This is a genomic window from Kineococcus lubricus (assembly GCF_050871965.1).
Taxonomy (GTDB): domain Bacteria; phylum Actinomycetota; class Actinomycetes; order Actinomycetales; family Kineococcaceae; genus Kineococcus.
The window spans coordinates 1-19,609 of record NZ_JBJLSK010000018.1 but is presented as its reverse complement, the minus strand read 5'-3'; the positions used below and the strand labels follow the sequence as shown (position 1 = coordinate 19,609).

General features: G+C 74.8%; 20 protein-coding genes and 1 pseudogene. 9 read left to right on the top strand and 12 right to left on the bottom strand.

The features are described from left to right. Positions 1–5: 5 nt before the first annotated feature. Positions 6–647 carry a hypothetical protein gene (locus ACRYRX_RS14800; RefSeq protein WP_432512938.1) on the top strand — a complete coding sequence of 214 codons (642 nt, stop codon included), beginning with the start codon at positions 6–8 and terminating at the stop codon, positions 645–647. Here the strand turns inward: ACRYRX_RS14800 and cls are convergent. The 4 genes from cls to ACRYRX_RS14780 are packed head-to-tail and all read right to left on the bottom strand — an operon-like array spanning position 607 to position 5,670. Then, on the bottom strand, positions 607–2,082 hold the full coding sequence (gene cls, locus ACRYRX_RS14795; RefSeq protein WP_432512937.1) for a cardiolipin synthase: 1,476 nt from the start codon (positions 2,080–2,082) through the stop codon (positions 607–609). The genes ACRYRX_RS14800 and cls overlap by 41 nt on opposite strands. 5 nt (positions 2,083–2,087) lie before the next feature. Next, a complete protein-coding gene (locus tag ACRYRX_RS14790) occupies positions 2,088–2,738 on the bottom strand; it encodes a VOC family protein (protein ID WP_432512935.1) in 651 nt (216 codons plus the stop codon). Between the two features lie 43 nt (positions 2,739–2,781). Beyond that, complete coding sequence (locus ACRYRX_RS14785; RefSeq protein ID WP_432512933.1) at positions 2,782–3,789, bottom strand: ketopantoate reductase family protein; 1,008 nt, start codon at positions 3,787–3,789, stop codon at positions 2,782–2,784. 48 nt (positions 3,790–3,837) lie between these two features. Next, the gene (locus ACRYRX_RS14780; RefSeq protein WP_432512932.1) at positions 3,838–5,670 is read right to left on the bottom strand and encodes a SpoIIE family protein phosphatase; all 1,833 of its coding nucleotides are present in this window, start codon (positions 5,668–5,670) and stop codon (positions 3,838–3,840) included. Between the two features lie 206 nt (positions 5,671–5,876). Between ACRYRX_RS14780 and ACRYRX_RS14775 the strand changes: the two genes are divergently transcribed. The 3 genes from ACRYRX_RS14775 (at position 5,877) to ACRYRX_RS14765 (ending at position 9,809) form a co-directional block, all read left to right on the top strand. After that, entirely contained in the window at positions 5,877–8,012 is a 2,136-nt protein-coding gene (locus tag ACRYRX_RS14775) for a RecQ family ATP-dependent DNA helicase (protein ID WP_432512930.1), read from the top strand. A 267-nt stretch (positions 8,013–8,279) separates the two neighbouring features. Continuing rightward, on the top strand, positions 8,280–9,035 hold the full coding sequence (locus ACRYRX_RS14770) for a hypothetical protein (RefSeq protein WP_432512929.1): 756 nt from the start codon (positions 8,280–8,282) through the stop codon (positions 9,033–9,035). 330 nt (positions 9,036–9,365) lie between these two features. After that, on the top strand, positions 9,366–9,809 hold the full coding sequence (locus ACRYRX_RS14765; protein WP_432512927.1) for a hypothetical protein: 444 nt from the start codon (positions 9,366–9,368) through the stop codon (positions 9,807–9,809). Between the two features lie 119 nt (positions 9,810–9,928). Here the strand turns inward: ACRYRX_RS14765 and ACRYRX_RS14760 are convergent, their stop codons facing one another. From ACRYRX_RS14760 to ACRYRX_RS14750, 3 genes are read right to left on the bottom strand one after another with little or no spacing between them, the layout of a single operon-like run. After that, complete coding sequence (locus ACRYRX_RS14760; protein WP_432512926.1) at positions 9,929–11,113, bottom strand: alpha/beta fold hydrolase; 1,185 nt, start codon at positions 11,111–11,113, stop codon at positions 9,929–9,931. Between the two features lie 6 nt (positions 11,114–11,119). Beyond that, positions 11,120–12,250, bottom strand: coding sequence for an FAD-dependent oxidoreductase (locus ACRYRX_RS14755; RefSeq protein WP_432512924.1), 1,131 nt, complete (start codon positions 12,248–12,250; stop codon positions 11,120–11,122). A gap of 54 nt (positions 12,251–12,304) precedes the next feature. Then, on the bottom strand, positions 12,305–12,760 hold the full coding sequence (locus ACRYRX_RS14750) for a hypothetical protein (RefSeq protein WP_432512922.1): 456 nt from the start codon (positions 12,758–12,760) through the stop codon (positions 12,305–12,307). 123 nt (positions 12,761–12,883) lie between these two features. Between ACRYRX_RS14750 and ACRYRX_RS14745 the strand changes: the two genes are divergently transcribed. Together ACRYRX_RS14745 and ACRYRX_RS14740 are read left to right on the top strand one after the other, a co-directional pair. Further along, positions 12,884–13,393: a hypothetical protein gene (locus ACRYRX_RS14745; RefSeq protein ID WP_432512920.1), complete on the top strand. Its 510-nt coding sequence runs from the start codon at positions 12,884–12,886 to the stop codon at positions 13,391–13,393. Then, entirely contained in the window at positions 13,393–14,577 is a 1,185-nt protein-coding gene (locus ACRYRX_RS14740) for a zinc-dependent alcohol dehydrogenase (RefSeq protein ID WP_432512918.1), read from the top strand. Before ACRYRX_RS14745 ends, ACRYRX_RS14740 begins: the two co-directional genes overlap by 1 nt. 53 nt (positions 14,578–14,630) lie before the next feature. Here the strand turns inward: ACRYRX_RS14740 and ACRYRX_RS14735 are convergent, their stop codons facing one another. The 3 genes from ACRYRX_RS14735 to ACRYRX_RS14725 form a co-directional block, all read right to left on the bottom strand. Further along, positions 14,631–14,777 carry an antitoxin gene (locus ACRYRX_RS14735; protein WP_432512916.1) on the bottom strand — a complete coding sequence of 49 codons (147 nt, stop codon included), beginning with the start codon at positions 14,775–14,777 and terminating at the stop codon, positions 14,631–14,633. A gap of 33 nt (positions 14,778–14,810) precedes the next feature. After that, positions 14,811–15,023 (bottom strand): hypothetical protein, encoded by a 213-nt coding sequence (locus ACRYRX_RS14730; RefSeq protein ID WP_432512914.1) that lies wholly within the window; start codon positions 15,021–15,023, stop codon positions 14,811–14,813. Between the two features lie 105 nt (positions 15,024–15,128). Then, entirely contained in the window at positions 15,129–16,337 is a 1,209-nt protein-coding gene (locus ACRYRX_RS14725) for an NAD(P)/FAD-dependent oxidoreductase (RefSeq protein WP_432512913.1), read from the bottom strand. 112 nt (positions 16,338–16,449) lie between these two features. On the opposite strand from ACRYRX_RS14725, the gene ACRYRX_RS14720 reads away from it, so the two are divergent. The 3 genes and pseudogenes from ACRYRX_RS14720 to ACRYRX_RS14710 all read left to right on the top strand — a co-directional run bounded on the left by ACRYRX_RS14720 (position 16,450) and on the right by ACRYRX_RS14710 (position 18,254). Then, positions 16,450–16,659, top strand: coding sequence for a hypothetical protein (locus tag ACRYRX_RS14720; protein WP_432512911.1), 210 nt, complete (start codon positions 16,450–16,452; stop codon positions 16,657–16,659). After that, positions 16,652–17,643: pseudogene (locus ACRYRX_RS14715) on the top strand (serine hydrolase domain-containing protein). The gene ACRYRX_RS14720 and the pseudogene ACRYRX_RS14715 overlap by 8 nt, the downstream one beginning before the upstream one ends. Before the next feature lie 155 nt (positions 17,644–17,798). Then, entirely contained in the window at positions 17,799–18,254 is a 456-nt protein-coding gene (locus ACRYRX_RS14710; RefSeq protein WP_432513070.1) for a DUF1801 domain-containing protein, read from the top strand. Positions 18,255–18,269: 15 nt separating this feature from the next. On the opposite strand, the gene ACRYRX_RS14705 is transcribed toward ACRYRX_RS14710, so the two are convergent. Together ACRYRX_RS14705 and ACRYRX_RS14700 are read right to left on the bottom strand one after the other, a co-directional pair. After that, entirely contained in the window at positions 18,270–18,581 is a 312-nt protein-coding gene (locus tag ACRYRX_RS14705; RefSeq protein ID WP_432512910.1) for an antibiotic biosynthesis monooxygenase family protein, read from the bottom strand. Positions 18,582–18,612: 31 nt separating this feature from the next. Further along, entirely contained in the window at positions 18,613–19,437 is an 825-nt protein-coding gene (locus ACRYRX_RS14700) for an LGFP repeat-containing protein (protein WP_432512908.1), read from the bottom strand. Between the last annotated feature and the right edge of the window lie 172 nt (positions 19,438–19,609).

Genomic DNA, 19,609 nt, shown 5'->3' with positions numbered 1-19,609 from the left:
GGCGGGTGCCGTTCTACGCCGACGTCCCGGCCCGCCGCACCCGCCAGGTCCTCGCCGACGCCGGGTGCCTCGCGCTCGTCGCGGCCGCCGTCCTCGCCGGCCGCACCGTGCACGGGACGGTCGCCGCGGCGGCCGAGCCGGCGCGGCGCTTCGCCGACGGGTCGGCCTCCCTCGCGCAGCGGCTGACCGACGCCGGGGACGCCGTGGACGGGACCCCGCTGGTCGGGGACGAGGTGGCCGACGTCCTGGACCGCTCGGCCGGCAGCGCGTCGTCGCTGGCGCGGGCCGCGGCCGGTCAGCACGAGGCGCTGCTGGACCTGGCGACGACCCTGGGCGTCCTGGTGGCGCTGGTGCCGGTGCTGCTCGTGGTGGCCGTGCGGGCGGCCCAGCGGGTGCGCTGGGCCCGGCGGGTCCGCGACGCCCGCGCGCTCGCGGCGGACCTCGCCGGCGACCGGGTGCTGGCGCTGCGGGCGCTGCAGCGGCGCGACGCCGGGCCGCTGCTGGCCGTCGACCCCGACCCCGCGGGGGCGTGGCGCGACGACGACGCCCGCGCGGTGCGGGCGCTGGCGGACCTGGAGCTGACGGCGCTCGGCGTGCGCCGCCGCGTCACTGCAACGCCGACGTCAACCGCGCCACGTTCTCCTTGATGACGTCCCAGCGCGACCGGGCCAGCCACTGCTCCAGGGTCAGCTCGGTGCACTTGGCGCGGTACTCGTCCTCCACGCGCCGCAGGTCGTCGGAGAACTGGCGGCCGCACACCATGAGCGTCAGTTCCAGGTCCAGCAGGAACGAGCGCATGTCCATGTTGGAGGAGCCGATGACGGCGACCTCCTCGTCGACCGTCATGTGCTTGGCGTGCAGCACGTACGGCGCCGGGTAGCGGAAGATCCGCACCCCCGCGCGCAGCAGGTTCTCGTAGTAGGAGCACTCGGCGTAGTGGACGAAGAACTGGTCGCCGTACTCGGAGACGAACAGCTCCACGTCGACGCCGCGTTCGGCGGCCGTCGTGATGGCCGACAGCATCGACTCGTCCGGCACGAAGTAGGGGCTGGTGATGGAGATGCGCCGCTGGGCGGAGTACAGCAGCGAGTTGAACAGCTTGAGGTTGTTCTCCCCGTCGAACCCCGGGCCGCTGGGGACGACCTGGCACTCCAGGCGGCCGGGCGACCCGACCGCGGAGACCTCGGGGCGTTCGGCCTCGAGCAGCTCGTCGGTCTCGGAGTACCAGTCGGTGATGAACATGGCCTCCACCCCCGACACGACCGGCCCCTCGAGCCGCACCATGAGGTCCTGCCACTGCAGACCGCGGCGGATGTTGCCGCGCTTGTTGTAGCTGCGGTCCAGGACGTTCTGGGAACCCACCCACGCGACCTCGCCGTCGACGACGAGGAGCTTGCGGTGGTTGCGCAGGTCCGGGCGCTGGTACTTCAGCTTGTGCAGCTGCACCGGCAGCATCGGGTGCCACTCCACGCCGATGTCGTCGAGGAACCGGATGGTCCGCCGGTACCCCGGGTAGCGCAGCGACCCCACGTGGTCCAGCAGCAGCCGCACCTTCACGCCGCGGTCCACCGCCCGTTCGAGGGCCGTGAAGAACGGCTCGCTCGTCGCGTCCTTGGTCATGATGTAGAACTCGACGTGCACGTACTCGCGGGCGCCGTCGATGCTGCGGGCCATGGCCCGGATCGCCTCGTCGTACTCCCCGCACAGGTCCGCGGAGTTCCCGCCGACCAGCGGCATCGCCCCGAGGGTCCGGTTCAGCTCCACGATCCCCCGCAGCCACGGCGGCCACGGGTGGTCGGAGGAGACCAGGTCCATCCCCTTCGTGCTGGACAGGATCAGGTCGTTGATCTCCCGCTGCTTGCGCCGGCGCGCGCGGGGCAGCTTCGGGCTGCCGATGAGCAGGAACGCGACGACCCCCACGTAGGGGATGAAGAAGATCGTCAGCAGCCACGCCAGCGCGGAGCTGGGGCGGCGGTTCACCGGCACGACGGCGATGGCGGTGACGCGCACCACGAGGTCCACGACCAGCAGCACGACGGCGGAGACGGTGAGCGAGGGGGCCCACTCGGGCAGCCAGTCCATCGGGCTCAGATCTCGACGGTGCCGCGGGGGGTCTCGAACGTGGCCGCGCGCAGCCCCGTCGCGCGAGGGCTGCCGACGACGTCGAGCCAGGTGAAGCGGACGTGGTCGGAGCTGAACTCCGGCGGCAGCCCCAGCCAGTCCCGGACCCGCTGGCGCTGGCCGGCGATGGTCAGCCCCGTCAGCCGGGTGCCGCCGGCCAGCGACAGGGCCGAGGGGTGCTGGGTCGCCGGGCCGGACCACTCGATGAGCAGCGGCAGCTGGGGTTCGGTGCGCAGCGCCGGGACGCCGATCTGCCGCCACCGCAGCTCCACGCCGTCGGGGCGGCGGCGCACCCCCTCCTCGATGTCCTCGCCGAGCCGCTCGCCGTAGCCGTCGAGGTCGTCGACGGTGACGCTCCACGCGAACCAGCCGCCGCCGGCCTCGCTGCGCTCGCGCACGGCGCGGCCGAACAGGGCCTTCTCGGCGACGGGGTGGTCGAGCACCTCGACGACCTCGACGTAGCTGCCCCCGGACAGCGGCAGGACGACGTTGCGGGTGCCGAAGCGGGGGTGCGGGCCGCCGTCGACGACGCGCACCCCGAGTCGCGCCGCGAGGGACCGCGCGGTCTCCTGCAGACCTCCCGGTCCCGCGGCGTAGCCGACGTGGTCGACACGCATGCCGGTCAGCTTCTCAGGCTCGTCCCGCCGGGCTCGTCGCGGGTCACCCGCGAGGGTCACCCGGCGCGGCGTCGGCGAGCGCGGTGACGTCGGCGACGTCGAACGCGCGCGGCCCCAGCCCGCGCCGCACGGACACGGCCGCGAGGACCTGCAGGGCCTCGTTCACGGGCGTCGCGACGCCGTGGGTGCGCCCGAGGCGGACGACCTCGCCGTTGAGCCAGTCGGTCTCGATGGAGCCGCCGCGGTGCAGGCTCTGCCAGCTGGAGGAGCCGCCGCGCTCGAGGCCGGCGACGGCGGCGGCGCCGAACCCGAGCTCGTGCAGCTGCGGCAGGGCCCGGCGGCGGTCCAGCGCGGGGGTGCCGGCGGCGGCGAGGGCGGCCTCCCCCTCGGCGCGGGCGCGGGCGTGCAGGTCGTCCCAGCCGGGGCCGGGGCGGCAGACCGCGTCGAGGGCGTTGCCGGTGTTGTCGAGCAGCTTGCCGCGCTTGGCGGCCATGACGTCGTCGCTGACGGCGGTGGCGAACCCGGCGGAGGCGAGGTCTGCGGCGACGCGCGCGACGACGTCGTCGCGCCCGTGCGGGTAGCGGCCCAGCACGAGCCCGCCGGAGACGGGGGCGCCCTCGGAGACGACGACGCCGGGTTCGAGGTGGCTGGCGGGCAGGTAGACGCAGGCGCCGACGACGCGGCGGAACCAGCGCAGGGCGAGCCGTTCGCCCTCGACGCCGTTCTGGGCGCAGACGATCGGCAGGGTGGCCCCGGCGGTGGAGCCCCCGACGCGGGCCCCGGCCCAGTCGGGCAGCAGCCCCGCCGCGTCCTGGACCTTCACGGCGAGCAGCAGGACGTCGTCGGGGGTGAGGTCGACGTCGGCGGGCGAGGTGGCGACGGGGGCGTGCAGCTCGACCGGCCCGGTGGGGGTGAGCAGGCGCAGCCCCTTGTCCCGCAGGCGGTCGGCGTGGGCGCCGCGGGCGACGAGGACGACTTCGTGGCCGTGCTGGCCGAGGCGGCCGCCGAGGGTCCCGCCGATGGCCCCTGCCCCGATCACGACGTAGCGCACCGGGGCAGTCAAGCACCCCCGGTGCGCGGCCACCGCCCGGCGCCCGCGTCAGTCCAGCGGGTGCAGCCGCACGGCCAGCAGCGCCACGTCGTCCTCCGGCCGCTGCGGCAGCATCCGGTCCAGGACCGCGTCGCACAGGTCGTCGAGGGCGAGGTCCTGCGCGGCGACCTCCTCCAGGCACCGCGCGAGGCGGGCGAAGCCGTCGTCCAGGGCTTCGCCGCGGCGTTCGACGAGGCCGTCGGTGTGCAGGAGCACGGTCGAGCCCGCTTCCAGCACGGCGACGCTCTCGCTGCGGGGCGCGTCGGGCAGCACCCCGAGCAGGAGCTCGGCGGACCGGGCCTGCAGGGACGACACCTCGCCCCGGGGCGTGAGGAGGACCGGCGGCGGGTGCCCGGCGTTGGACCACGCGAACCGCCGCACCCCGCGCCGGGCCTCCTGCTCGGTCTGCTCCAGGCGGGCGACGACCGCCGTCGCGGTCGTACCCACGTCGAGGGTCACCACGGCCCGGTCGACACCGGTCAGGACGGTGGCGGGCCCGGCGTCGCCGGCGACGGCGATCCCGCGCAGCAGCGACCGGATCTGGGCCATGGCCGCGGCCGCTTCGGTGTCGTGGCCCAGCACGTCACCGACGGTCAGCATCGTCGCGCCGCCGGGCTGGACGAAGGAGTCGTACCAGTCCCCGCCGACCTGGGCGGTCTCCGCGGCCGGGGTGTAGCGGACCACGACCTCGAGCTGGTCCCGCTGCACGGGTTCGGTGAGCAGCGACCGCTGCAGGGTCTCGGCGAGCTCGCGCTGCTGCCGGTAGAGGCGGGCGTTGTCCAGGGCCAGCCCGGCCCGTCCGGCGATGTCGGCCGCGGTGGCGGTCTCCTCGGGGGTGAGGGGGCTGCGGACGGCGCCGCCGGCCAGCATCATCACCCCGAGGGTGCGCCCGCGGGCGCGCAGCGGCAGGGCCAGCAGGGACTCCGGCGCGAGCTCGGTGACGAGGTCGCGGGCCCGGCCGGGCGGCAGCACCGACGTCAGGTACTCCAGAGCCCGGGCCGGCTGCGCCTGCGGCCGGCCGGTGGACAGGGCCAGGTCCAGCAGCGACCCGGGCCGCAGCACCTGCAGGCGGGTGGCGGCGTACTCGGCCACGACCGGGCGCAGCGCCTCGTCGGCGTGCCAGCTCCCGACGTCGCGCAGGGCGCGGGCGCCCGCCGCCCCCGGCCGCTCGTCGGTGACCAGGCTGACGATGCACCAGTCCGCGAGGACGGGGACCACCAACGACGCCAGGCGCCCCACGGCCTCCTCGCCGTCCAGGGTGCTGGTCAGCTCGCTGGTCACGCCGGCCAGCAGCTCGGCGCGGGCGGTGGCCCGCCCCAGGTGGGCGACGAGCTGCTCCAGCTCGCGGGTGCGGGCGAACAGGTCGTGCTCGACGCGTTCGGCGCGCTCGCGCAGGTGCTCGCTCAGCTCGGCCGTGACCTGGGCCTCGGCCCGGGTGCGGACGTAGTCGGTGATGTCGTCGGCGCGGTGCAGCAGCAACACGACCTCGCCGTGCTCGTCGAGGACCGGGACGTTGCGCGGGCTCCAGAACCGCTCCTCGTACCCGCCGCCGGCGACCGGGATGTCGTACCTCTGCACGGCCATCGTGTGCGGGCGGCGGGTGTCGAGGACCGTCGTCAGCGAGCGGCGCAGGTTCGCCACCCCGTCGGCGTCGGGGTCGTCGGGGTTCCCGGGGAAGGCCTCGAACAGGCCGCGGCCGACGGTGCCCTCCAGCGTCGTGGCGGTCGCCTCCAGCTGCGCCCGGTTGGCCCGCACGATGACGAAGTCGGGTGTCAGCAGCAGGAGCGGGGCCGGGGTCTCGTCGAAGACGCGCTGGAAGTCGGGCTCGGGCAGTGGCGCCAACCGGTTCCCCCTCCGTCGGGGACGTCCCTGCGGAGTGCGGTCCCGTCGCAGGAGCGTAACGAGCGCCGGGGGCTCGCGCCCGGCGTCCGGTGTCCCGGGGCTCCGAACGGGTGGGTCGGGCTGCACAGCCCCCGGGGGGCGTGCCCCCTGTGGACGGGCGGGGCCGGTCGGGGGCCGTGTCCGAGCGCGGTGGCAGCATCGTCGCCATGTCGCCCCAGCCGTCCGCCACGCTCGACCGCACCGCGCTGCGCGCAGAGGCCGAGGAGGTCCTGCGCCGTCTGGTGGGCAGCCCCGACGCGTCGCTGCGCGAGGACCAGTGGACGGCGATCGAGGCGCTGGTCGCGGACCGCCGTCGCGCGCTGGTCGTGCAGCGCACGGGGTGGGGCAAGTCGGCGGTGTACTTCGTGGCGACGGCGCTGCTGCGGGCCCGGGGCGCCGGCCCGACGGTCATCGTGTCGCCGCTGCTGGCGCTGATGCGCAACCAGATCGCCGCCGCGGAGCGGGCCGGGGTGCGGGCGGTGACGGTGAACTCCACGAACGCCGACGACTGGGCGCAGGTGTACGACGAGGTCCGCGCGGGCGCGGTGGACGTGCTGCTGGTGTCGCCGGAACGGCTGAACAACCCGGGTTTCCGCGACGAGGTGCTGCCGCCGCTGGCGGCGACGACGGGTCTGCTGGTGGTCGACGAGGCGCACTGCGTCTCGGACTGGGGCCACGACTTCCGCCCGGACTACCGGCGGATCCGGACGTTGCTGGCGGACCTGCCCGAGGGGATCCCGGTGCTGGCGACGACGGCGACGGCGAACGCCCGGGTGACCGCCGACGTCGCGGAGCAGCTGTCGGTGACGGGGACGCGCACGCTGGAGGACGTCCTGGTGCTGCGCGGTTCGCTGGACCGCGAGTCCCTGCGGCTGGCGGTGGTGCGGGTGCCCTCGCACGCGCACCGGCTGGCGTGGCTGGTGGAGAACCTGCCGAAGCTCCCGGGGTCGGGGATCGTCTACGTCCTCACGGTGTCGGCGGCCGCGGACGTGGCGCAGCACCTGCGGGCGCACGGGGTGGAGGCGGTGCCGTACACGGGCCAGACGGAACCGGCGGAGCGGTTGCAGGCCGAGGACGACCTGGTCAACGACCGCGTCAAGGTGCTGGTGGCGACGAGCGCGCTGGGCATGGGTTTCGACAAGCCGGACCTGGGTTTCGTGGTGCACCTGGGCGCGCCGAGTTCCCCGATCGCCTACTACCAGCAGGTCGGGCGCGCGGGCCGCGGCATCGAGAACGCCGAGGTGGTCCTGCTGCCGGGGGCGGAGGACCGGGACATCTGGCGGTACTTCGCCTCGATCGGGTTCCCCGCCGAGGACGACGTCCGGCTGGCGCTGAGCGTGCTGGCCGACGCGGGCGAGCCGTTGTCGACGCAGGCCCTGGAGTCGCGGGTCACGCTGCGCCGCAACCGGCTGGAGATGATGCTGAAGGTCCTGGACGTCGACGGCGCGGTCCGCCGGGTCCGGGGCGGCTGGCAGGCGACGGGCCGGGACTGGGCCTACGACACCGAGCGGTACGCGCGCGTCGCGCAGACCCGCGAGGTCGAGCAGCAGGCGATGGTCGACTACGTCGCGACCACGGGGTGCCGGCTGGAGTTCCTGCGCCGGGCGCTGGACGACCCCGACGCGGCGCCGTGCGGCCGGTGCGACAACTGCGGCGGCTACGACGTGCCCCGCGACGTGCCGGAGTCGGCGGTGGCGGCGGCCGGGGCGGACCTGGACCGCCCGGGCGTCCCGCTGGAACCGAAGAAGGTGTGGCCGACGGGCATGAAGGGCCTCGACGTCGCCGTGTCGGGGCGGATCGCGCCCACCGAGCAGCCCGGGACGGGCCGGGCCGTGGCCCGGGTCACCGACCTCGGCTGGGGCAACGCCGTCCGGGAACTGTTCGCCCCGGGGGCCGAGGACGGGCAGACGCCGGTCCCGTTGCGGCACGCCGCCGCGACCGTCCTGGACGACTGGGCCCGCGACCTCGGCCTCGACGGTGTCGTGGCGATGTGCTCGGCGTCGCGCCCGCAGCTCGTCGCGCACCTGGCCGACGGGCTCGCCCGGTACACCGGCCTCCCGCTGGTGACGACGTTCCGGCTGCTGGACGACTCCCCCACCCGCACCGACGTGAACTCCGCGCACCGGCTCGCGCAGGTGGCCCGGCGCTTCGAGCTGCCCGACCCCGACGCGGTGAAGGGCCGGACGCTGCTGCTGGTGGACGACCGGACCCGCAGCGGGTGGACGCTGACGGTCGCGGCGCGGCAGCTGCGGCGGGCGGGGGCGGAGGCGGTGTTCCCGTTCGTGCTGGCCGCCGGGGAGTGAGGCCGGCCCCTGGACGTCGCGGCCAGGCCCGCTGAGCGCGACTCCTGCGGGTTCGTCCTCGTCTCATCCCGGTCCTGCGCGCCCCGCCACCTTCGACGTCCAGCCCAGCAGCTGCTCCACGCCGCCGCTGACCGAGTCTCTCGTCCGTGACGCTAGCCGCGCTGCCGCCGGGCTCCACGCATCCACGTGGCGATGAGTCAACTGATCCGTACGCCAAGCGGGTGATCCAGCTGCAGCCTGCTCATCGGTTCACCGAGACACATCCACATGGAGTTCGTGTACCGGGCCGAACTGCGGCCTGCAGCGCCAGGGCAGTCGGACTTCAACGGTATGCCTCTGAAGTACGTCATCGTCACCGACGACGGTGAGGAGTTCGACGTGACCTCGTACCGCGACAACCCCGGGTACCTGGCAGCGGTCGAGCGCACGGCTGCGGAGGCCGATGAACGCCCCGTGCTGATGACTGTGCTCGACGACGGCGCCGTCGCCTACTTCATCCGTGGGCAGGTGTGGCTGCTGTCGGCCACGGAAGCCGACGACCCTGAGTGCGACACGCTGATCCTGGCTGCGGCTCTGGAACGGGAGGCCGCGAACACGAGGACGCTGTCCCACGCCCAGAACGTGATCGAGCAGGCTGGTCTGGGACACCGTGTCGAACACCTGAAGAACGACACGCCACTGCCTCCGATGGAGCCTGTGCCTTACGTGAAGTCTGCTCCCGTGGTGCCCACCAGCAACGTCTACACCCCCCAGCCGATGCCCCAGCGGGTGAACAACCAGGGATTCTGCGCCGGCAGTGGTACACCCGCGCCGTTCTTCAACATCCTCAACACCTACGAGGTCTCGGGGGAGTGGACGTGCCCCGTCTGCAACACGACGGTCCGCGGCAAGCCTGACCTGAACTACCCGGACTTGATCCCGAACCACGGCGGAACCGGCGACGCACTCACGGGTTGCCTCCTCGTCCTGGGCCTCATCGTCGGCTTCGTGCTCTTCATCGCTTGGCTGGTGCACAGTTCGTGACCACCTGCCACTGACACCGGTGGGCGCGGCCGACAGCGACGCGGAGTCCTTCGACCAGCGCCACCGGTAGCGGCCCATCGCCCGCGCGCACCCGGCTCACGAGGAGCACGTCCTCGAGGCCAGGGGGCGAGCGCGTCCCTGACGGCGAAAGTCGCGACCCGACGTCGACCGGGTCCCAGCGTTCCCGGGTGGCTCCACCGCCACCCAAGACCCCGACTCCTCCGTGGACCAGCAACCGATCGAAAGGCGGAAACCCCGATGAAGCAGGTAGCGCGAGGGAACATGCGTGTGCCACGAAACCAGAGGGAACTGCTGCTGCCTTCCTTCGGCGTGAGCACCACCGTGGTCAAGGGCAACAACGACATCCTCTACTACACCAGTTGCGACTTCCTGGACTTCACGCCACCGGGCTTCTCCGACAAGCCTGACGTGACGTTGGAGGACTACCTGGAGATCCAGTGCCGAACCCTCGTCGAGGCCGCGTGCAACAAGGCGATCCTCGTCCACAGCACGGGCGAGGACGATGACGACCACTACCACTACTTCGTGCGCGGGCAGATCTGGCGAGTCTCCGAGAAGGAAGACGACGAGATGGACGAAGCAGGCACTCCTGTTCGCGCCATCCTCGAGAACCTGGCCGTGCGGCGGCAGGTTCAGGACGCGGAATCGGTGGCTGAGGCCTGGGACATCGCGGTCAGTCGCTACCTGACCCACCCGGCCTCTGCTGCGTTCAACTGGCGGGTGCAGGACAGCCTGAACTGGGCGAACGCCTGATCGAGCTCAGGTGGTGGTGATCGGTCGCGGGGTCACCAGCGGTGTGCGGCGGCCGGCTCGGCGAGTTGGACGCCCCCACCCCCGGTGGTTCCAAGGGGGCGAGTTGAGCACGGCCCCGCTCAGCCCCCGACTCGCACGGCCGCCGAGATCGCGGTCCCGACGAACCGGGACGCGCCCCGGCGCGGCAGGGCGCTGATCCGCGGCGCGAGCGCCGGCAGCCGGTCCACGGTCCCGGCGACCGCGGCGGCGGCGACGAGCAGGGCGGCGAGCTGGTGGCTGTCGAGGGCGCTGTGCCCGAGGCGGTCGAGCCGGAGCAGGACGCCGTGGGGCAGCAGGCCGGTGAGCCGTTCGGCGACCGGGGACGGGGTGCGCAGGTCCCGTTCCCCCGAGACGACGACGGTGGGCCAGGTGAACGCGGGCAGCAGGGCGGGCAGGTCGTACGGTTCGCCGCGGTAGGGCGGGCGGTGGGCGGCGGCGCCGGCGGGCGCGAGCTGCGGGTCCAGGGGTCCGCCGTCGGGGGGCAAGCCGAAACCGAGCTGGCCGTAGGCGATCCCGGCGACGAGGTCGGGTTCGTCGACGAACCGGACGACGCGGTCACCGAGGTCGCCGAAGCGCGCGGCCCACCGCCACGTCCGCCCCAGGCGGCCGTGGTCGCGGGCGGTGAGGAGGCGGCGCAGGACGTCGGGGCCGGCGAACTCGTGCACGGTCTGCACGACGGCGGCGAGCTCGTCAGCGGGGGCGTCGGCGGCGCGGACGGCGCGCGCGGTGGGGTCGGTGCCGTCCCACAGGAGCCGGCGGCGGTGGGCGCGGCCGGCGGCGAGGTCACCGGTGACGGACAGCAGCGGGGAGTCGAGCACCATGGCCGCCACCCGCTGCGGGTGCCGCACGCCGAGGGTCTGCGCCACGTAGGTGCCGTAGGAGCTGCCGTAGACGACCGCCCGGTCGGCGCCCACGGCGTCGAGGACGGCGGCGAGGTCGTCGGCGGCGTCCTCGACGGTGACGTCGGCCGGCGTCAGGTCGTGCCCGTGGTGGTCGCGGCGGGAGAGCCCGACGCCGCGGTGCTCGACCATGACGACGTCCAGGCCGCGGCGGGTCGCGGCCGAGCGCAGCGACCAGTACGGCAGCACCGAGGCCAGGCCGGGGCCACCGGGGACGACGACGACGGGGGTGCCGGTGCGGGGCCCGGTGCGGACGTAGGACAGCGGGAACGTGCCGCCGCCGCGCAGGGGGCGGTCGACGGTGCCGCCCCCGGCGTCACGCAGCGTCCGCGCGAGCCCCTCGACGACCCCTGCGGTCCCGTCCACGGCGGTTCACCGGAGCCCGGGCGCGGTTCCCGCGGCGGCGCGGGCGGCGTGGAACCGGGAGGGGGCGACGACGCCGTGGGCGAGGTCGACGAGGGTCCGCCCGATCGCGGGGGCGAACTTGAACCCGTGGCCGGAGAACCCCGCCCCGACGGCCCACGCCCCGGCGCGGTCGAGGACGAAGTCGGTGTCGTCGGTGCTGGTGTAGGTGCAGCTGATGGGGGCGGCGGTGGCGGGGTCGACGCCGGGGACCCACTCGGCCACGTACCGCTGGAGGGCGGCCAGCTGCACCGGTTCGGGCCGGTGGGTGCGGTGGTCGGGGTCGGTGCGGGGGCCGACGCCGTGCCAGCCGGCCTTGACGCCCTCGCCGGGGGTCAGCATCCCGTAGACGGGGCTGTACCAGTAGTCGTCGCCGGGTTCGCCGGGGTCGGGGGTGTGGTTGAAGCTGGGCCAGTCGAGGCCGTCGGCGACGGGGGCGAAGTGCGCGGGCTGCTCCTGGGTGACGACCATCCGGGGCAGCGGGACGTCGGGCGGGACGAGCGCGCGGGTCCACGCCCCGGCGGTCACGATGCCGCGGGGGGCGCGCAGCTCACCGGTGTCGGTGACGGCCAGGGCGGTGCCGCCGTCGGTGCGGATCTCCCGCACGGGGGTGCGGTAGCGGAAGTCGGCGGTCGTCGCGGCGGCGCGGAAGGCGTGGAGGGCGTCGGCGGCGCGGACCCGCCCGGCCTGCGGGACGTGCAGGACGTCGGTGCGGAAGCGCAGCCCGGCCCAGCGTTCGGCGGCGGCCCGCGCGGGCAGGACGTGGTGGGCGATGCCGTGGTGGTCCAGGGCCTCGGCGGTGTCCCGCAGGGTGGGGACGTGCCCGTGGTTGACCAGTCCCACGAGGTCCAGCAGGACGGTGCCGCTCTGCTCGGCGAGGTCGTCCCACAGCCGCCGGGCCTCCAGCACGAGGCGGAGGTAGTCGTCGGTGGCGTAGGCGGTGTTGAAGTTGCGGGCCGCCCCGTGGGAGGCGCCGTGGGTGTGACCGGGTTCGAACCGCTCGAGCAGGACCACCGACAGCCCGCGCCGCGTCGCCTGCCACGCGGCGGCCGAGCCCATGACCCCGCCCCCCACGACGATGACGTCGGCGTCGAACCGCATGCGCTGTGCCTCCTGGGAGTCCTCGTTCCGTGCCCGAGGATCCTCCCACCGGCCTCACTGCTTGCAGAAGGTGGACTGCACGGCGTCGACCACGGCGCGGCTCTGCTCGTCGGTCAGCTGCGGTCCCCCGTCGGCGGCGAACTGCTGCGCCGCGTCGCTGGACAGCGCGGTCTCGTCGTCGCCCTGGACGACCTGGCGGCACACGGCGGTGGCGGCGAGGACCGCGCGTTCCCGGTCGTCCGCGAGGCCGGGGGAGATCGCGTTCAGGGCGGTGATCAGCGCGGTGGTCTGGGCGGCGTCCGGGCTGGCGGTGACGACCGCGGGAGGCTCGGTCTCCGTCGCGGGCTGCCCCTGGGTGGGCTGGGCGGGCGCCGTCACGGTGGTGGGGACGTCGCTCACCGAGGGGACGGCGCTGGGCTCGTCGTCCTGGTTGCTCGCGTTGCGGGTGCACCCGGCGAGCAGGGCCAGGGTCGCGGCGGCGATGCCGAGCATTGCGTGAGTGCGGCGCATGAAGGGCCCCTACCCGCCGACGCGGCGCGTCAACCGCCCGTCCCCGGGGTGCAGGTGACGGGGGGCGCGGTGAGAGTGGAGCCACCGAGACGACCACCGAGACGAGCACGGGGACGGGGACCGATGAACGCCAGCGGGACGGGGAAGCGGGTCGTGGAGGCGGCGGTGTCCGCAGGGCGGGCGCTGCTGCACCGGGAGGGGCCTCCGGGGGCGCAGCGGCAGACGCTGACGGTGGCCCGGCCGGTCGGGAACGTCCTGCGCGCCTGCCAGGACCCGCAGGTGCTGTCCACCCTGCTCGGGGACGCCGGCAGCGTGCGCGAGACGGGTCCGGGTCGCCTGGAGTGGGACGTGGCGGGCTGGAGCGGCACCACCGAGGTGCACGCCGAACCGAACCGGGTGGTGTTCACCACGGCCGGGGAGGACCCGGTCGAGCCCCTCGTCGTGGAGGCGTGGCCGGCGCCGCGGTGGGACGGCTGCGAGGTGGTGCTGCGGCTGGCCGTGCCGGCCGCGCCGGGGCTGCTGGACGGGGCGCTGGCGTTCACGATGGTCTACCGGTTGCGGGCGCTGCTGCAGACCGGTGAGGTGCCGACGCTCGCGGCGAACCCCAGCGGCCGCGCGGGGGTGGGGCTCTGATGCGCGCGCTGTGCTGGAACGGCGTGAACGACCTCGCCGTGCAGACCGTGCCCGACCCGGTCCTCGTCAACCCGCGCGACGTCATCGTGCAGGTCACGCTGACGAGCACCTGCGGTTCGGACCTGCACTTCATCGGCGGCTACCTGCCGGGCGCGCTGCCGGGCGACGTCATCGGTCACGAGTTCACCGGCCGCGTCGTGGAGGTCGGGCCGGAGGTGTCGCGGGTCCGCGTCGGGGACCGGGTGGTCGTCCCCTCGTTCATCGCCTGCGGGAACTGCTGGTACTGCGAGCGCGAGCTGTTCTCGCTGTGCGACACGACGAACCCGCACGCCGCGGCGCAGCAGCCGCTGCTGGGGTACCCCACGGGCGGGATCTACGGGTACACGCAGCCGTTCGGCGGGTACGCGGGCTCGCACGCGGAGTTCATCCGGGTGCCGTTCGGCGACGTGAACTGCTTCCCGGTGCCCGACGGGGTCGACGACGCCTCGGCGGTGTTCGTCTCCGACGCCGTCCCGACGGGTTACACGGGCGCTGACCTGTGCGACATCACCCCGGGCGACACGGTCGCGGTGTTCGGTGCCGGCGCGGTGGGGTTGATGGCGGCAGCCTCGGCGCGGCTGATGGGCGCCGAGCGGGTCATCGTCGTCGACCGGCTGCCCGAGCGGCTGGAGCTGGCCCGGACCCGCGTGGGGGCCGAGACGCTGGACTACTCCGAGGTCGACAGCGTGCAGGAGTTCCTGCGCGAGACCACGGGGGGCCGCGGCCCGGACGCCGTGATCGAGGCGGTGGGGATGGAGGGCCACGGGACGGGGGCGCAGCAGGTCGTGGACAAGGCCAAGCAGGCGCTGCGCCTGGAGACCGACCGCGCCACCCCGCTGCGGGAGGCGATCCTGGCGGTGCGCAAGGCCGGGACGGTGGCGGTGCTGGGGGTGTACGGGCTGACCGACAGCTTCCCCACGGGCATCGTCCTGAACAAGGGGCTGACGGTGCGGGCGGCGCAGCAGCACGGGCAGCGCTACGTCCCGAAGCTGTTGCAGCACCTGGAGTCCGGGGACCTGGAGACGAGTTTCCTCGCGACCCACCCGATGCCGCTGGAGGACGCGGTGCGCGGTTACGAGATGTTCAAGGACAAGACCGACGGATGCCTGCGCGCGGTGTTCTCCCCCGCCCCGGCGAACTCGTAGGACGCAGGAGAACCCCGGCCCGACGGGCCGGGGTTCTCCTGGGGGTCGCGGCGTCAGCCGCCGATCTTGCCGTCCGCGGCCTCCTGGGCCTTGTCGACCTGCTCGGCGTGCTTGCCACCGGTCTTCTCGTCGGCGGCGTCGCCCGCCTTGTCGATCGCGGCGTCGCTGGCCTTCTCGCTGATGTCACCGAAGTCGGGCACGGGGAACTCCTCCTGCAGGGGTGGTGGTGGTCGTCACTTCTCGTACGTGTTGAGGGCCAGGCCGACGCCGAAGAACGTGGGCGCCCAGTGCCCGACGAAGATGCCCCACCGGTCGGCGCGGTCGATGCCCGCGCTCTCGGCCTGGCGGGAGATGCCCCACGCCAGGAACGACAGGCCGATGCTGGCGAACCCGGCCGTGTAGGCCCACTCCGACTTCACGCCGGCTTCGTGCAGTGCCTTGATCATGGTTCTCCTTCGTCCGCGGCTGACGGGGGGCGAGTGCTTCCGCTCCAGTCCATCGCCCTCCCGACGGGCGCGCCACTCGAAACCGCCGGGCCCGTCGCGCCGGGCTCAGACCTTGCCGCGCAGCAGGCGCTGGAAGTAGATCCGCGGCAGGACGTGGCGGTCGAGCGACCACGCCCAGCGGCGCGGCGCGAACGCGTCCGGCAGGGGCAGCGGGCGCGGGCCGCGCCGGTCGGACTGCACCAGCATCAACCGGTCGCGCGAGGTCGTCACCGGCATCACGGTGTACCCGTCGTAGCGGTGCAGCCGGCGGCCCGAGCGGGCGGCGGCAATGTTGTGGGACAGCACCCCCACCTGCTTGCGCAGCGCACCGCCGGAGGACCGGGTGGCGATGGAAGCGGCGTCCCCGAGGGCCCACACGTCGGGGTGCCGCGGGGACCGCAGGGTGGCCGGGTCGACGTCGGCGAGCCCGGCGGGTGAGCCGTCGCCCAGGCCGCTGCGGGTGATCCACTCCGGGGCGCGGTAGTGCGGCACGACGTGCGCGTAGGCGACGGGGTCCAGCCGCCGCGTCCCGGCGGGGGTGGCGACGTCCAGCGACCGCAGCACCGGGTCCACCGCCAGCACCCGGGATCGGCGCAGCACCGTCACGCCGTAGTCGGCGAACGCCGCCTCCAGGTGCTCGTCGGCGCCGGGCACCCCCAGCGCCCGGTCCTCGGGCAGCACGACGGTGACGTCGAGGCCGGCCAGGACCCCGCGGCGGCGCCAGTGGTCGCAGGCCATCAGGGCCGGTTTGAGGGCCGTGGGGCCGCACGGCGCCGGTTCCGGCGGGACGGAGAAGACGACGCGCCCCTCCCGCAGCCCCGACAGGGCCGGCCACACCAGCGGCGCGGAACCGGGCACGTACGTCGACCCCGCCCACCCCGCGCCGTAGGCGTCCTGCAGCCCGGGGGTGGCGGCCCAGTCCTCGCGCATCCCCGGGCACAGCACGAGGGTGCTGTACCCGATGTCCAGGCCCCGCCGGGTGCGCACGGTGCGGGCGTCGGCGTCGACCGAGGCCACGGCGTCCTGCACCCAGCCGCACCCCGGCGGGATCACCGAGGCGGTGGGGCGTTCCACGTCGGCGGGGGTGGCCCGGCCCGCCCCGACGTAGTTCAGCAGCGGCCGGTAGCGGTGCACCGGGGACGGTTCGACGATCGCGACGTCCCGGGCGCCGTCGCGCAGGAGCTTCGCGGCCAGCGAGATCCCCGCGTTGCCGGCGCCGACGACGAGGACATCGGCGCGGGTGACGGGCGCGGGGACGGGTGAGGGGGTGGGCACCGTCCAACCCTCGGCCCCGGTCCCCGGGCCCGCCAGTCGGTGCGGCCGGGGAGCGCGACGACCGCACGACGGCGAAACTGCCGCCGACGGGGCACCGATCGACGGGAGAGCCGTGGACAGCGCGGGACGCGTGGACCTGTCCGGCCTGGCACCTCGCTACCGGGTCCTCGTCGTCGTGGCGGTGCTCGTGGCCCTGCGGGTCTTCCGGGTGGTGCGGGACCCGGCGCAGTCCTCCGTCGCCCTCACGGTCCTGCACCTCCTGGCCCACGGTTCCGGGTTCCTCGCCCGGTCCCGGCGTCCGCCGGGGGGCCCCGGTGCCTGACGCGGTGAACTCCCCCGGCGGCACCCCGCCCTGGTCGGGGACGGCGGTGCTGGCCGACGGCGGCCGCGTCGTCCACGAGGACTCCGGCGGCTGGGCCGACGGCCCGGGCAGCACCCCGTGCGGTCCGCGCCTGCGGTTCCAGGCCGCCTCGATCAGCAAGCAGGTCCTGTCCGTCGTCACCCTCGCCCTGCAGGAGCGGGACCGGCTGCACGTGGCCGAGCCGATCGCCCGGTGGCTGCCGGGCCTGCCGGGCGGTTTCGGCGCGGTCACGCTGCACCACCTGCTGACCCACACCGCGGGCACCGGTCACTGGGCCGACCTGCCCGGGCGGGGCGCAGGGCCGGTGCGTCCCCCCGCCCCCGGCGACCTGCGGGCCCTGACCCTCGGCGCGGGGCTCGCCACCGCACCGGGGACGACGTGGCGGTACAGCGGCCCGGGGTTCTCCCCGGCGGCGGAGGTCCTGGAGGCCGCGACCGGGCAGCGGTACCGCGACCTCGTCGCCGACCTCGTCCTCGCGCCCGCCGCGATGACGTCGACCACCTCGGGGGAGTTCCCGCCGGGGTGGGGCGACGCGGCCGCCGGCCACCGCGACGGGCAGCGCGTCCGGGTGGACGCCGGGTGGACGCCGGGTGGACGCGGATCCCCGGCAGCGGGGACCTGTGGACCACCGCGGAGGACCTGCTGCGCTACGCCCGCGCGCTGCGCTCGGGGCGGCTGCTCGACCCGTCCACGGCGGCCGCGGTGTGGGAACCCCACGTGCGGCTCCCGGCCGGCGGGCCGGGGACCACCGCGGCCACCGCCTACGGGTACGGGACCTTCCTGGGCCGGGTCCTGGACCGTCCGGCGTGGTTCGTGCCGGGCGACAACCCGGGGTACCGGTCGCTGCTGGCGCACCCGCGCGGCGGCGACGCCGACCTGGTCGTCCTGTCCAACGACGAGGGCCCGGGTCTCGACGCCGCCGTCGGGCGGGTCCGGTGGACGTGACCCGTTGCCGGGGCGTCGCGAGGTCCGGTCAGGATCGGAGAAGCCGTCGCGCCCTCTCCGGCCCTACCGTCGACCTGAGGCCCCGTCGCGGGACGGGGAGACGACCGGGGAGGGTGACCGTGGAGTCAGGTTTCTCGAAGCAGGAGCAGACGTCGATGCGGGAGCGGGCGGCGGAACTCCGGACGCAGGCGAGGCGCGGCCGCGCGTCGGACAAGGCCGCGCAGAAGGCCGCGGCCGACGCGGCGGACGTCCTCGCCAAGATCGAGGGCATGCCCGACGGGGACCGAGCACTGGCCCGGCGGGTGCACGAGGTCGTCACGGCGGCCGCGCCGGACCTGGCGCCGAAGCTCTACTACGGGCAACCCGGGTACGCCCGGGACGGGAAGGTCGTGTGCTTCTTCCGCAGCGGTGAGGCCGACGGGCTGAGGTACTCGACGTTCGGGTTCAGCCCGCAGGCCGAGCTCGACGAGGCCGGCGGTCTGTGGCCGACGTCGTACGCGCTGACCGGCGAGGCGACCGGGGCGACGTGGGAACGGCTCGCCCGGCTGGTCGAGCGGGCCGCCGGGACTGCGACGGCCGCGGACCCCGAGCCGTCGGCGGGTCACCGCTGAGTTCACGACCGGCCCTCACCGCACGAGCCCGCCGACCTCGCTGAGGTGGGCGTCGAAGGTCTCCGTCGACTGCCCGGGCTCCGCGAAACCGGCCGCCACGATGCGCGCCACGACGTCCCGGTAGTCCTCCGACGCCTCCAGCGCGGCCACGTCCGCCGCGGTGCGCCAGCACGTGATGACGACGCACCGGCTCCCCTGCCGCCCCATGAGGACACCGAGGTGACCTTCGTGCCGGGTGAACATCGGCAGGGACACCTCGCGCGCGAAACGCTCGTACTCGGCGGCGCGGGCCTCGTCCACCTCGGTGCGCCAGACCCGGAGGATCACCCCGCTCCTCCAGGTCCGCGCCCGGGTGGCCTCACGGCAGCGGCCGCTCGGGTCCGGCCAGCACGACGAACCAGCCCTCCCGGGGGGTCCAGCTCACGTACCCGTGCTGGAAGTCGGTCCGCGTCCCGCCGGCGACCGGGTACTCGTCGGACGTCGGGTAACCCAGCGGCCCGTTCTCGTACTGCACCGAGGCGTAGGCGCTCAGCACCGGTCCCGTCAGCCCGTGCGCGCCCGTCGCCGCGGTCCAGTACATGACCCCGCCCTGGTAGTTCTGGAACACCCCGCCGTCGCGGATCGCCAGCTCCTGGGTCAGCGGGTACCCCAGCCGTCCCCGTTCCCAGCCGTTGGCGCGGTACAGCCCCAGGAAGGAACCGGTGACGCTGTGCGCGCCCGTCGCCGCCGTCCAGTACGACACGCCGAACTCGTGGTTCTGGTGGACCCCGCGGTCCACGCCGCCGACCTCCTGCGTCAACGGCAGCCCGAGGCGGCCGTACACGCCGCCCTGGTCGGCGTACAGCCCCCGGAACGCCCCCGAGATCGAGTGCGGGCCGGCGGCGGCCGTCCGGTAGCTCCAGTACAGGTCACCGCCGTCGTAGGCCTGCTGGACGACGCCCCCGTTCGTCCAGACCTCACCCGACCGCGGGTAGCCGAGGAAACCGCTCTCGGCCCGGTGCGAGCGCCACAGGCCGAGGAACGAACCGGACACGTCCCACGCCCCCGTCGCCGGGCTCTGGTAGATCGCGCCGCCGCGGAAGGTCGCGAAGGACCCCGTCCTGGACGCCGTCGCCCGTTCGCAGGCCGTCACCGCGCCCAGCGGGCCCTGCTCGCCGCCCAGTTGCGCGTACCGCGCGGACACCGTCCCCCGCAGGCAGTCCTGCGCGTGGGGGGGGGGGGGGGGGGGGGCCGGCGGCCCCCCCCCCGCCCCGACCCTACTGATCCCCGCAGCCGGGCTGTGACGCGCGCTCGACGGGGCGCGGCCGAATCGAGACCGATCCGTGACCTGCGAGACTGAGGCAACCCTTACCATC

Coding starts and splice junctions, on each gene's coding strand:
- ACRYRX_RS14775 (WP_432512930.1), top strand. CDS start 5,877: ATGTCGCCCCAGCCGTCCGCCACGCTCGACCGCACCGCGCTGCGCGCA.
- ACRYRX_RS14745 (WP_432512920.1), top strand. CDS start 12,884: ATGAACGCCAGCGGGACGGGGAAGCGGGTCGTGGAGGCGGCGGTGTCC.
- ACRYRX_RS14750 (WP_432512922.1), bottom strand. CDS start 12,760: ATGCGCCGCACTCACGCAATGCTCGGCATCGCCGCCGCGACCCTGGCC.
- ACRYRX_RS14755 (WP_432512924.1), bottom strand. CDS start 12,250: ATGCGGTTCGACGCCGACGTCATCGTCGTGGGGGGCGGGGTCATGGGC.
- ACRYRX_RS14730 (WP_432512914.1), bottom strand. CDS start 15,023: ATGATCAAGGCACTGCACGAAGCCGGCGTGAAGTCGGAGTGGGCCTAC.
- ACRYRX_RS14790 (WP_432512935.1), bottom strand. CDS start 2,738: ATGCGTGTCGACCACGTCGGCTACGCCGCGGGACCGGGAGGTCTGCAG.
- ACRYRX_RS14740 (WP_432512918.1), top strand. CDS start 13,393: ATGCGCGCGCTGTGCTGGAACGGCGTGAACGACCTCGCCGTGCAGACC.
- cls (WP_432512937.1), bottom strand. CDS start 2,082: ATGGACTGGCTGCCCGAGTGGGCCCCCTCGCTCACCGTCTCCGCCGTC.
- ACRYRX_RS14770 (WP_432512929.1), top strand. CDS start 8,280: ATGGAGTTCGTGTACCGGGCCGAACTGCGGCCTGCAGCGCCAGGGCAG.
- ACRYRX_RS14710 (WP_432513070.1), top strand. CDS start 17,799: ATGCGGGAGCGGGCGGCGGAACTCCGGACGCAGGCGAGGCGCGGCCGC.